This is a genomic window from Paenibacillus baimaensis (genome assembly GCF_025567575.1).
In genome coordinates this window covers 39,166-52,015 of the sequence record NZ_JAOQIO010000065.1, presented here as the reverse complement: position 1 = coordinate 52,015, position 12,850 = coordinate 39,166, and the positions used below count along the sequence as shown (strand labels likewise).

Annotated in this window: 9 protein-coding genes; 6 read left to right on the top strand and 3 right to left on the bottom strand. The window is 50.7% G+C overall.

The genetic code is table 11. The features are described 5' to 3' along the window. The first annotated feature begins 52 nt into the window (after nucleotides 1-52). The gene (gene hepB / locus OB236_RS16250) at nucleotides 53-4,648 is read left to right on the top strand and encodes a heparin/heparin-sulfate lyase HepB (RefSeq protein ID WP_262684922.1); all 4,596 of its coding nucleotides are present in this window, start codon (nucleotides 53-55) and stop codon (nucleotides 4,646-4,648) included. Nucleotides 4,649-5,174: 526 nt separating this feature from the next. On the opposite strand, the gene OB236_RS16245 is transcribed toward hepB, so the two are convergent. Continuing rightward, entirely contained in the window at nucleotides 5,175-5,354 is a 180-nt protein-coding gene (locus OB236_RS16245) for an H-type small acid-soluble spore protein (RefSeq protein WP_240414432.1), read from the bottom strand. 144 nt (nucleotides 5,355-5,498) lie between these two features. Continuing rightward, complete coding sequence (locus OB236_RS16240; RefSeq protein ID WP_408638483.1) at nucleotides 5,499-6,284, bottom strand: arylamine N-acetyltransferase family protein; 786 nt, start codon at nucleotides 6,282-6,284, stop codon at nucleotides 5,499-5,501. A gap of 221 nt (nucleotides 6,285-6,505) precedes the next feature. Here OB236_RS16240 and OB236_RS16235 point away from each other — a divergent pair, with 221 nt between their 5' ends. The 5 genes from OB236_RS16235 (at nucleotide 6,506) to OB236_RS16215 (ending at nucleotide 11,949) form a co-directional block, all read left to right on the top strand. After that, complete coding sequence (locus OB236_RS16235) at nucleotides 6,506-7,918, top strand: MATE family efflux transporter (RefSeq protein WP_262684921.1); 1,413 nt, start codon at nucleotides 6,506-6,508, stop codon at nucleotides 7,916-7,918. 21 nt (nucleotides 7,919-7,939) lie between these two features. Next, a complete protein-coding gene (locus OB236_RS16230; protein WP_262684920.1) occupies nucleotides 7,940-8,299 on the top strand; it encodes a cupin domain-containing protein in 360 nt (119 codons plus the stop codon). A 68-nt stretch (nucleotides 8,300-8,367) separates the two neighbouring features. Continuing rightward, entirely contained in the window at nucleotides 8,368-9,330 is a 963-nt protein-coding gene (locus OB236_RS16225) for a Gfo/Idh/MocA family protein (RefSeq protein WP_262684919.1), read from the top strand. Nucleotides 9,331-9,363: 33 nt separating this feature from the next. Then, a complete protein-coding gene (locus OB236_RS16220; protein ID WP_262684918.1) occupies nucleotides 9,364-11,499 on the top strand; it encodes a TIM-barrel domain-containing protein in 2,136 nt (711 codons plus the stop codon). Between the two features lie 210 nt (nucleotides 11,500-11,709). Continuing rightward, entirely contained in the window at nucleotides 11,710-11,949 is a 240-nt protein-coding gene (locus tag OB236_RS16215; protein WP_262684917.1) for a hypothetical protein, read from the top strand. Between the two features lie 72 nt (nucleotides 11,950-12,021). Here OB236_RS16215 and OB236_RS16210 read toward each other — a convergent pair whose 3' ends face one another. Next, nucleotides 12,022-12,846, bottom strand: a complete 825-nt coding sequence (locus OB236_RS16210) for a deoxyribonuclease IV (protein WP_262684992.1) — start codon at nucleotides 12,844-12,846, stop codon at nucleotides 12,022-12,024. Nucleotides 12,847-12,850 lie beyond the last annotated feature (4 nt).

The following is a 12,850-nucleotide window of genomic DNA, read 5'->3' as shown; positions in this document are numbered from 1 at the left end:
GCCCGCTCTGCAGCCGTGAAGGAAAATAAACGATTTAAAGGAGGATTTGCTGATGAACAAGCGTGCAAGACGCATGCTAGCGGCGCTGCTTTGCTGCTGCCTGCTCGTTCAATGCGGTATTTTCGCTTTCCTGCCGACACCGTCAGCGCACGCTGACGAAGGAAACTACGCATTGAATACGACGATCGAGCTGGAAAATACGGCGTTTGCGTCCAATTTTACTGTGAAGGAAAATGTATACGCTTCCGGTGGCAAATATATTTCGGATACGGTGTCGAGCGGAAACTTGACCGATCCCGACGGCAAGACACCGGAGATTTCGCTGCCCTTTACGATCAGCACCGCAGGCGTCTATTACGTGTGGCTTCGGGCCAATGCCGCGGGCAGCGGCTCGGACACGTTCCATATCGGCTTCAACAACGAAGCGTTAAACAGCAGCCCGTACGGTACCGGCTTCCCAATTCGCGAGGACGGCAGCTTTGTCTGGGTTCGGGTCAAAACGGCTGCACTCAGTGTGGGTGCGAATACGCTAAAGCTGTACCACCGCGAGAAGGGGCTCAAAATGGACGCAATTTATGTGACGTCCAACGTGCTGTACGACCCCGGTTCCACCGCGCCGCCGCCAACGTACGCGCTGGATACGAAAATCGAGCTGGAGGATACGCCGTTTCAAGGAAACTTCACGGTGAAAGAGAGTGTATACGCTTCCGGCGGCAAATATATATCGGACACGCTGTCGAGCGGTAATTTGACCGATCCCGACGGCAAAACGCCGGAGATTGTGCTGCCCTTCACGATCAGCACGGCTGGTGTCTATTACGTGTGGCTTCGGGCCACCGCCGCGGGCAGCGGATCGGACACGTTCTATATCGGCTTCAACAACGAAACGTTAAACAGCAGCCCGTACGGTACGGGTGTTCCGATTCGCGAGGACGGCAGCTTTATCTGGGTTCGGGTCAAAACGGTGGCACTCAGCGTGGGCACGAATACGATGAAGCTGTACCACCGCGAGAAGGGGCTCAAAATGGACGCAATTTATGTGACGTCCAACGTGCTGTACGACCCCGGTTCCACCGCGCCGCCGCCAACGTACGCGCTGGATACGAAAATCGAGCTGGAGGATACGCCGTTTCAAGGAAACTTCACGGTGAAAGAAAGTGTATATGCTTCCGGCGGCAAATATATTTCGGATACGGTGTCGAGCGGCAATCTGACCGATCCCGATAGCAAAATGCCGGAAATCGTGCTGCCGTTCAAGATGAGCGCTGCGGGTACGTACTACGTTTGGCTCCGGGGTAATGCGGAGAGGGACTCCGCCGATTCGTTCTATATCGGCTTCAACGACGAGGCGCTGAACAGCGCGCTCTACGGCACCAGCTTCCCGGTCCGCGAGGACGGCGGCTTTATCTGGGTGCGAGTCAAAACGACGGCGCTCGGTGCAGGCACGAATGCGCTGAAGTTGTACCACCGCGAGGGCGCTTTGAAGATGGACGCGCTCTACGTCACCGCGGATGTGCTTTATAACCCCGGCGGCGACGAGTACGTAGAGCCAGCTTACCCGATGCCAACGCAATTTGCGCCGCCGGCGGGGCATCCGCGGATTTATTTCAGAAGCGCGGATATTCCAGGCATACTCGCGAACAGCGTCAAGCCGCAAAATGTGAACGCGCTGGTCAAGCACCAGACGAATTTGCTTTCGACCGTGGACGGCAGCCTGCCCGCCACCTCGGCAAGCACCAACTTTAGCGCCGCGACGCTCAGCGTCATCGAAAGCCGCGCGTTCGAATACGCGATGCGCGGCGATTCGCAGGTGGGTCTGAGCGCGATCGCCGCGATGCGCAATTTTATGACGACGGTCAAGTTCACCTCAGGCGATTATAACGGACAGGGGCAGACCGTATTTGTCGCCGCGGAGGTGTACGACTGGTGCTATCCGCTGCTGACGCGCGAAGATCAGTCGCTGTTCGCCAATTTCGTGACGTCTGCGGCGTCGCTCATGGAGATCGGCTGGCCGCCGATCAATCAGGGGGCCGTCGTTGGTCATGGGGTGGAAGGCCAACTCATGCGCGATCTCGCGGCTGCGGGCATCGCGATGTATGATGAGCGACCCGATATTTTTCAGAATACGGTCGGACGCTTTTTTGCGGAATATATTGAGCCGAAATTATTTATGTACCCGGCGCACATGCACAATCAGGGCGAGCATTATATGCAGTACCGCTTTCAGTGGGAAATATTGGCGACCTGGCTTTACGACCGCGCCGGGCATCCCGAGGTTTTTGGTCCCGATCAGCAATATGCGCTGTACTGGCCGCTCTACGCCAGACGTCCCGATGGCCAATTGCTGCGCGATGGAGACGGCAGCCGTAACAACAACGCGGTCGGCGTGTACGACGCTTCGTTCTATCGCTCGATGCTGCTGACCGGCAATTACTTCGGCGATCCGTATTTGAAAGGGGAAGGGATGCGCGAGCTGCCATATTTAAAGCTGCCGTCTCCGACAAGCAATCAGTCGCTTAATCCGGTTGAATTTCTTGTTTTTAACGATCCAGATTTGGGTGGACGCCCGGTCAGCGAGCTGCCTCTGACGATGTATTATCCATCACCGAAGGGCGGCATGATCGCCCGCACCGGCTGGCAGGATGGCGTGGACGCACCCGCGGTCGTAGCGGAAATGGAGGTGAACGAATGGTGGTTTGCCAACCATCAGCATCTGGATGCGGGGTCCTTCCAAATTTATTATAAAGGCGCGCTCGCGACCGATTCCGGCTACTATCAGGCTGCGCTGAAGACGGTGTCCAGCCAGACCAATAATGGCAGCACGGGATACGGAAGCCCGCACGACCTGGATTACAATAAGCGTTCGATTGCGCACAACACCATGCTCGTCTACGATCCGAACGAAACGTTCGTTCGTTCGGGCAACAACCGCGCCAATGACGGCGGGCAGCGCATTCCGAACAACGGCAAGGAACCGAAGACGCTGGAGGAGCTGCAAAACACGGCGAACGGTTACCGAACGGCCGGGATTATGGGGCATGAATACGGTGAGGACCCGATAAAGCCGAACTATTCTTACCTGAAGGGCGATTTGACCCAGGCGTACTCGAATAAAATATCCGATTACGAACGAAGCTTCATGTTCCTGAATTTGCAGGACGACGCACATCCGGCGGCGATGGTGGTGTTCGACCGCGTCGTGTCCGTGAACCCGAATTTTAAGAAAACGTGGCTGCTGCACGGTCTGGAGGAGCCTGAAATTAACGGCAACCGGACAGTGTTCAAAAACGAGCGGTACGATTACAACGGCAAGCTGACGGTCGATACGATGCTGCCTCAGGCGAGCGACGCCCAAATTCAGAAGATCGGCGGCCCGGGCCAGGAGTTTATGGTGGACGGCGTCAACTACGACGCGCTGACGGTTGCCGGCGGCAACAACGAAGGGGGCGGCTGGCGAATGGAGCTTTCCCCACAAACGGCCAAAGCTGAGGATTATTTCCTGAACGTACTTCAGGTGGGCGACGCCAGCCCGGACACGGCGTCGCTGCCGGTATCCCTGATTGAGACGGCGAACGTCGCAGGGGCCGTCGTCGCGGACCGCGTTGTCGTCTTCGGCAAAGCGAAGGGCCGAACCTCCGCCGATGTGGCTTTCTCCTTTAGCGGCAGTGGCTCGTACGAAATGACCGTGGCTGATCTGGCCGCAGGCACCTGGTCGATCCAGCGGAACGGGATTAACAGTGGCGAAGCGATCGTGACGGAAGCCGGAGGCATTGCCGTGTTCCGTGGGGAGGCGGGCGCTTACACGCTGACCTACAAAAATGCCAACGCCGTCCGTCCGGTTATCCCGGTTGAGCCGACTGTGAACGACGAGATGTACATCCGCGTAAACAATCGGTTCGTCTATTCGGAGACCGGGGCAAAGCTTCAGAACGGGGAGCTGCTGCTTCCTGCTCAGCCTGTTCTGAGCAAGCTTGGTGTGGATTGGGCCTGGGACGACCAGACCGATACGATGACAGCGGAAAAAGACGGGCACACGCTGAGCATTGCTAACGGCGCTTCGACAGCGTACTGGGACAATGCGCCCGTCGCGATGACCGTCGCTGCGTCGGTGTATGGTGAGACACTGCTCGTTCCGGCGACGGTGCTGTCGGATACGTATTTTGCAGCGATCTCCAGGGATACGTTCGCGAACGTCATTTACGTGCAGCCGGGGACGCCTCCGGCGCCCGCCAAGGATTATATTCCGATTACAGTAAGCACAAGCAGCGGCTATTTCGAGGATACTACGCCTGATAAAAGCTACGATGGCAACGTGGAGACGTTATGGTCGGTGGAAGGCACGAATCACTGGGTCATTTACGATCTCGGGTCAGTCAAGACCGTAGCCGACATGGAGATTATGTTCAATAAGGGCAACGAGCGAAAAGCGTATTTTGGTATCGATGTATCCGAGGATGGCGAGAATTGGACGCCCGTCATTCAGAATGGTGAGGGCAGCGGCCAAGCTGCCTTCGTCTACGAAACGTTCAGCTTCCCAACGAATACGAAGGCCCGCTATATTCGCTATAACGCGAAGGGCAATTCCAACAGCAACTGGAACGCTATTATCGAAATCAAATTCGCAAGGCCTGCGCAGGCTGGGCAGTAAAGCAAACGGTGAGCCCGATGAGGGACGCATCGGCGGTAGCCAGCCCAGCCAGCTAAGAATCGCTGTATATTGAAATGGCAGACAGGGAATGTGAAAGCAGAGGGAACCAGGGGCGCATGCGAAGCTGTACCCCGGATCGGATGCCCTCTTCTTGTATCAGTCGTCATCGAAGGGCGCCATCGACAGTCCGGCAGCGAATACCGTGGCTAAAAATGGGGCTGTCCACAAGGATATGCCTGGGTAAGAACATCTCGTAAAGCATACAAATGAACCTTCAAAACCACGTTATTTAGTGGAATTGAAGGTTCATATTGTTTGGGAGCAAACCCCTCGCGATTAGCTGTTCGTTAATCTATAAATTGCACGAATTGCAGCATGTGCTTCAATATCGTCGCGCTTTGATAAAGTTCTTGTTATTTTGTTATCAAGTTCTTGTTTGCAAACTGTATTCAGAAGGACTACTGGTTTATACATTCGGTTCTAAAAAAGTCGCCCCCGCAGCGGAGACGACTTTTTTTGTATGTTACTATTGTTCAATTAAATTGTGCAGAGGGACCGTACATTCCTTCTCAGGCTCGTCAAGCGTATAGATTCTAGCCATTTCCGTCTGTTCATCAACGTTTTGAATATAGATCTGATCCCCCTGATAGGTCACGTTAACCATGGTGGGCGAAGCGATGATTTCTTGTGCTCTTTGAATGTTCATGTAATAGCCTCCACATTTTTGAGTGACAACATTATAGTATGGCACCAAAATCTAAAGCTATTCTAAGAGAAGCTACAGTTGCTGCTGGAGGGGGATTTTTTGGATTTTGACCATCCCAAGCACACCAGAAGTCCTCCAACCTTGCTATGTGATTACAATTCCAAAATAGGTTTGCAATGCCTTGGCATACTCTTCTTGTGTTTGTGGTATGTATATTTGAACACCGTTTTCAGAAAAACTGCGAAATTCTGATCCTGCTAGTGTATGACGGCCAGCTGCTGTACGCATGGCGGCTTTTGCTTCCTTGGTGAAGGGAGAATCAGGGGCATTCTCGCACCAGTAAGATGCCATCAGGTAATCCTTGGGCAGCTGGGGTTCTTCAGTGAACGTATAGATACGTCTCCATTGATCGCCTTTTTGTTCGCACAGCTCCCAGCCATAATACGCATCACGTTGCAGCTGATAATACTCATCACCTTGCTGATGCTCCAAATTTTCTGTCATTTGGATCGGTCGGCAGGGAACGGCTCCACCTACTCCTACATCGCATAGATAGCGACTTTCCGCAACATCTACCTGAAGGACATGGTGTCTGCGTTTGGGCGGCTCATTCGGTTCATCACGCCAGAAACGGGCAAAGTAATCGGTCACGGAATAGCCAAGCTCGCGTAATAGCCATCCAAACAGTGCGTTAAGCTCAAAACAGTAGCCGCCGCGATGGCGAACTACGATCTTGTCATACAGATCAGGAATCGCAAGTGAAAGCGGGAGATGGTTCACTATATCCAAATTTTCATAAGGCACCGTATGAAGATGACACTCCTGTAGCTGGGATAGCATAGTCAGACTTGTATCCATCGGGCCGTTGTACCCAATTCGATCTAGATAAGCCAATACCTCAGATGATAGAGCATTAGATTGTTTGTGCACCTCTATCGACTCCTTCTATAGTGGATGGAAGATTACAGCGGATTTTGCATATATAGTAACATGCCACCAGATGATATACTAGTATGAAATACTTCATATCATAGATTCATAGAGAGATGATAAAAAAACACAACCCCGTTAAAGTTTTGCCATCCCGGATCGTGAAACTATTCTTTATAATAGGCATACGAGGCTAGCTTTGTATGTAAGGGGTGCCAGACATGATTTCGGGAAAGAAGCTTGAAAGCGGCGCTGAACCATCACTGAAGCCTCTAAATGACTCTGTGCTGATAGATCCGCACAATAAGAAAGCCATTCGTCAAATGATTTTCAGGCTGGCAGGGCCTTCCTTGGCGGAGATGCTGCTGCTCAATGTCACACAAATGCTGCTAATGATTCTGGTAGGACGTTTGGGAGCTGCTGCCGTGGCGACAGTGGGTCTGACAAGCCAACCGTATATGTTGATGATGGTTCTGTTTGCGGCCTTAAATACAGGCACAACCATAATAGTGGCCCGTTCCTCAGGAGCGGGAAATATGGAGGAAGCCAACCGCGCGGCGGGACAATCCCTGCTGTTCGGCTCGATATTGTCTGTAATCGTGGTTTCACTTACGTTTCTTTATTCGGATGTGCTGCTGCGTGTCATGGGAGCTAACGAAGAAGTGATTCAATACGGATTGCCTTATGCAAGGATAATTTTTCTTTCTATAGGCTTTTCTTCCATTTCCTCAACGCTTTCTGCCATTTTACGCGGGGCGGGGGATACGCAAACCCCGATGAAGATTAATGTGTTTTCGGGCGTATTGTCCATTGCTCTGGCATTCGTACTTATTTATGGCCAGCTTGGATTTCCGGAAATGGGGGTAACTGGAGCGGCGTTCGCTACTCTATTTGCTCAGGCCTTAACCCTGATCTGCTTGGTAGTGGTCATGTTTAGCGGAAGATTTGCGGTGCGCATTAGATGGGAGGATGTCAAGCAGGTTCATAAAAGCGTCATGGCTCGTATGCTGAAGATCGGTATCCCGTCTAGTATCGAGCAATTAATCATGCGTCTTGGGATCATGACAGTCGTTAAGATTTGTGCAGGTTTGGGAACGATTTCACTGGCTGCCAACCAGCTTGTGACAAGTATAATCGGGATGTCGTTTATGCCTGGATTTGCTTTTGCAATAGCTGCCTCTACGCTAGTTGGCCAGACCCTGGGTGTGCGAAATATCGAGCTTGCCGAAATGTATGTATGGCAAATTCGAAGATACGGCATGTGGGTGGGTGGAGTGATGGGGGCTTCATTTGTATTGTTGGCTCCGAATATTCTGAGTTTGTATACCGGCGATCAAGCGATAATCCTTGAGGGTACCTGGGCACTGCGAATCGTAGGTCTTATCCAAATCTCACAAATATCCCAATTCATTCTGGGTGGTGCGCTTAGAGGAGCGGGCGATACGCGGTTTCCTCTGATCTCTACTTTAATAGGAGTATGGGGCGTGAGGGTTGTACTTAGTTACTTATTGGTTTACGGCTTTGGATGGGGAATCATCGGTTTATATATAGCGATAGCTATTGATCAATTTGTACGCTCCATGCTCATTTACTGGAGGTTTCAACGAGGCGCTTGGAAAAAGATCAAGATTTAATACATATGGGAGGAATAACAAATGAAAAAGCTGCGTATAAGCGATTTACGGGATATCGGGAGCGGCCACATTTTGCAGGATGTTATGCCGGGAGCGTATTTGTCTTCAGGGGGTCTTGCTTTCTCAGCGAGGGGAGAACGAAGCCATACTCATGACGGTCCGGATGGTAGGGATTATCATGTACACGGGGACTCTGAAGCCTTTGTTATTATGCAAGGAAGCGGAATGATGGAGATCAATGGGAACCTCATTCCTGTCACTACGGGTGATATTGTGATTGTAGAGCCTGGTGAAGATCACCATCTGATTTCAAGTGAGGACGATCCGATTGTAACCGTATGGTGCCACGCTGGTCCGAATCATCACAAAAATCAGCAATAAAGGATAACGGAGGCATACATTCAAAAGCTTCCGGTTTCGGTATTAGACATAGGAGGTATTACGAAACGATGAGAGCGATATTGGTTGGTTTGGGAGCTGCAGGTTTCAGTTGGTACAAGCGGCTTAGAGATCAAGGATTATTGGCTGCGGTCGTTGAGGTTGATCCAACGATGAAAGAGAAGATGAACGATGACTCGTTTCCTTTTTACACTTCTTTGGAGGAAGCTCTTCTTAACGAACAGGTGGATTTTCTGGTTAATGTGACTTCGCCGATGATCCACACGCGAGTGAATAACGCAGCCTTTGACCGAAAGCTTGCTGTTTTGTGCGAGAAACCCATTTCTTTTGATTATGAAGAATCGATTGAAATCGTATCTCGTGCGGCGAAGGAACACATTCCGTTCATGATCGCAGAAAATTACCGCAGACTCCCTTTTATTCGCAAAATGAAGCAGCTTCTTGATGATGGTGCCATCGGAAACCTTTCCACCCTGGATGTGCAGTTCCATCGGTTTCATCATGTTGAGCGCAAATATACGGTCAGTGTTCTGGATGATATCGGTGTTCACCACTTTGATATGCTTCGTTATTTTAGCGGAAGAGAAGGGGTCTCGGTGCAAGCCAGGCTGTACAATCCGATAGGCGGCTGGAAAGAGGAAGGTGCTGTCCTCAATACCTATGCCTTACTCGAACTCGAGGGTGGCTTGATAGCGACTTATAACGCCTCAATAGCTGCAAGAGGTACGGAAACCTCATGGTGGGGCAATTGGCGGATTGAGGGAACCGAAGGTGCCCTGGAATTAACCAACAAGGAAATCAGGATTATCAAGGACGGTAAGAGCACAATCGTTGATGACCTGAGCGGTATTGATGAAACCGATACATTGGCCGAATTTATCGCATCGCTGCAGCAGGGACGTGAAGCAGAAACGAGCGGAATCGATTATTTGAAAACCCAGGCTCTTGTTCACTACGCGAAGCTGGCCAGTGAGACCGGCACGACGACTGCCATTAAGGTTCCAACACTATAAAAGCACATACTATTGAGAAAAGAGGGGATTCACATGAAAATGCAAGCATGGGAAGAAGCGGCACCAGGCGTATGGCGCCTCACGATTGGAGATCCGCAAGCGATCACACCACTTACCTGGATGGGAGTTTCACCTAGAACGGATGCATTGAGCCAGAAGCCGGCGGCTCAACCGCCATTTGCCTGGGAAAGCATTCAGCTTGAGGAAGCAAGAAGCGGACATATTCTGTCTTTTCCACTTAACCAAACTGAGAAGCTGTATGGTGCGGGGCTTCAATTATTAAGAATGAATCTGCGGGGAAGAACACGTTATTTGCGCGTTAACAGTGATCCCAAGCAGGATACAGGCGAAACGCATGCTCCCGTGCCTTTTTATGTGAGTGATCTGGGCTACGGTGTGTGGGTGGATACATCACGGATCGTAACGATCCATTGCGGTTCTACCTTGAAGCAGGAGGATACAGACCGTTCAGAGATCCGCAACCGCAACACGGACAAGGGCTGGAAAGCTACACCGATTGCTTCACGGGTGGAGATTCAAATTCCAGTTGAAGGTGCTGACGTGTATGTGTTTGGCGGTCCGACTCTCTCAGACGTTGTATCCCGATACAACTTATACTGCGGTGGTGGTGTGCTTCCGCCCAAGTGGGGTCTTGGCTTCTGGCACCGTGTCCCAACGTTGTTTAACGAAGAAGAGGTATTGGAGGAGGCCCGACAGTTTCGTGAGCACGATATTCCCTGCGATGTGATAGGGCTTGAACCTGGTTGGCATAGCCATAGCTATCCGGTTACTTATGAATGGGAGAAATCAAGGTTTCCCGAGCCGGAGCGATTTGTCCAACAGCTTAAACATAACGGTTTTCACGTGAACCTGTGGGAGCACCCTTTTGTTTCGCCGGAAACCGAGCTCCATTCGAAGCTGCAGCCGCTTTCAGGCAGTCATACGGTTTGGGGTGGACTTGCACCGGACTACTCCTTGCCTGAAGCACAGCAGCTGTATAAAACTCAACACGATGAGCAGCATGTTCAGATCGGTGTATCCGGTTATAAGCTGGATGAATGTGATGGCAGCGAACTGACGAACAATTCCTGGATGTTCCCTGGACACGCCAAGTTTCCTTCTGGTATAGATGGTGAACAGATGAGGCAAATATATGGCCTGATGTTTCAAAAAATGACTTACGATCTGTACCATAGCCGTAATCAGAGAACGTATGGACTTGTCAGAGCTTCCAATGGGGCAGCTGCAACGATGCCTTATGTGCTCTATTCGGACCTGTATGACCATAAGCAGTTTATTCGTGCGGTTTGTAATTCCTCTTTCAGTGGGCTGCTGTGGACACCGGAGGTGCGTAGAGCCCGTAATGCGGAGGACTGGGTTAGACGGATGCAAACCGTATGCTTCTCATCTCTTGCGATGCTTAATGCCTGGGGCGACGGCACGAAGCCTTGGTCTTACCCGGAAGTAGAGGGGATTATTCGCCATTATATCAAGCTGCGAATGAGACTGCTGCCTTATCTGTATTCCAATTTTGCCCTTTACCGTGAGCAGGGGATACCCCCATTCCGAGCGATGCCATTTGTCATATCTGCTGCTGAGATTGCTCAAGCAGAAGCTGGCGGACCCGACAACGAGCCATCTATCCTGAATACGACTGACGGTGCTTATGGCAAGAAAAAAGCTAGAGAATGGGATGACCAGTTTATGGTTGGAGATGCCCTGCTGGTAGCTCCACTCGTTGAGGGAGAATGGGAGAGGGATGTTCTTCTCCCGTCTGGAATCTGGTACGGACTGGAGACGGGTGAACGTTATACGGGTGGACGGGTTATCCGGATCCATGCAAGCTTGGAGCAAATTCCGGTATTTGTCAGAAGCGGATCGGTCATTCCGATGATGCCCGCGTTGCCACATGTTCCACACGCAGGAACTCGGGTTGCACTGGAGCTCGTACATTTTGGCAGCGAGCCTGGTGAAGGTCTGCTGTACGATGACGACGGTGAAACCTTCAATTACGAGAAAGGCGAATGCGGATGGTGGAAAGCGACTGTTACTCAAAACTCGGACGGTGAATTCAACGGAAAACTGACAGGGCCAGATGGGGAAATGCCTTCCTATGATTCTATCAATTGGCGTTTCGCGCAAACTCGTTTGGAAGCATCAGGTAAATAAGGTTAGTGGCAGCTAACAGTGATTACGAGGCTATCCCCGAACCATAACAATGGCTGAGGGATAGCCATTATTTTTTAAAATTATTGTGATGGACAACTGTCACGGATTGAATTATTCCTTCGTAGGCAATGGCCGTGCTGCTTTTGGATGAATCCCCATAGACTGGTTGGGTAAACTAAACAACAATAATTTTGAGGAGTGGTTATCTAGATGTCTTTTACTCATGATCAAATGCCTATGTATACGCATGATCACGCTGCCTATCACAAGCAAATGTATGATTGGCATATGAAGATGCATCATTACCACGACCAATTAAAAGCCCACCATTTGGAAAGAGCAAAGCATTTCCATGGACTCATGGCAGGCACAACACATCATGGACATCATGGTCATAACGGACATACCGGATATTATGGAAATCCCCGCCAGACAAATGCGATCACGTAATGATTTAGAGCGATGCCACGTCTCATCAATTCCATGTATGCCCTCTCCAATCTGAGGGCTTTTTCGATTGCTTTAATTCAGAAGTGAATGAACATAAGAAATTTCCAATTGATGAGAGCCGTTTTGAGTCGGCGTTTCCAGGACGACTGGCAGACCTTGCAGGACAGAAGCAAGCAAGAGCTGTTTGATCGGTGCTTCACCGATGTGCCCCATACCGATATTGCTGTGTCGATCACGCCTTAAACCCGAAGCATACATCGAATCATTTAAGTGAACAGCCTTTAAATGATCAAAATATCCAAGCTCCGTTCCTTTCCGCACTATGTCATTCCAGTTATTCCCAGTCCATAAACCGCTCGCAAATGCATGACAGGTATCCAGGCAAAAGCCAATTTTATCCGGATAATCTGACAGACTCCTGATCTGTACCAGCTCCTCCAGCATTGTGCCCATTCGCGAACCTTCTCCAGCTTGGTTCTCCAACAATATGCATGCTTTTCCATGCCAGTGACGCAGTGTTCTATTGAGCAAAGATATGATATTTTTATAGCCTTGCAAAGGGTCTGCTCCGCGGTATTTTCCAAAATGCACGACTAAGCCTATCGAACCGCAGCTATTGGTAATGTCCAGCCCGTTAAGAATCGCCTTCAGCATCACTTCGCTCATATCCTCTTCAACAGCCAGATTTAATGGATAAGGAGCATGACCAATAGAAAGCACGCCTTTCTCTTCACAGAACCTTGCACAAGCCTCGGCATCTTGTAGATTGAACGACTTGGTGGCAAGATTTCTTGGGTTTTTGGGGAAATATTGAAAGGAGGACGCTCCGATTTGTGACGCCATTTTGGCCGCTTGCAAATAACCTCCCCGTATACTGACATGACAGCCAACATAGATCATG

Bases quoted from the DNA above. Each gene is read 5' to 3' on its own strand.
- OB236_RS16235 (WP_262684921.1), top strand. From the start codon at position 6,506: ATGATTTCGGGAAAGAAGCTTGAAAGCGGCGCTGAACCATCACTGAAG.
- hepB (WP_262684922.1), top strand. From the start codon at position 53: ATGAACAAGCGTGCAAGACGCATGCTAGCGGCGCTGCTTTGCTGCTGC.
- OB236_RS16230 (WP_262684920.1), top strand. From the start codon at position 7,940: ATGAAAAAGCTGCGTATAAGCGATTTACGGGATATCGGGAGCGGCCAC.
- OB236_RS16215 (WP_262684917.1), top strand. From the start codon at position 11,710: ATGTCTTTTACTCATGATCAAATGCCTATGTATACGCATGATCACGCT.
- OB236_RS16245 (WP_240414432.1), bottom strand. From the start codon at position 5,354: ATGAACATTCAAAGAGCACAAGAAATCATCGCTTCGCCCACCATGGTT.
- OB236_RS16220 (WP_262684918.1), top strand. From the start codon at position 9,364: ATGAAAATGCAAGCATGGGAAGAAGCGGCACCAGGCGTATGGCGCCTC.
- OB236_RS16225 (WP_262684919.1), top strand. From the start codon at position 8,368: ATGAGAGCGATATTGGTTGGTTTGGGAGCTGCAGGTTTCAGTTGGTAC.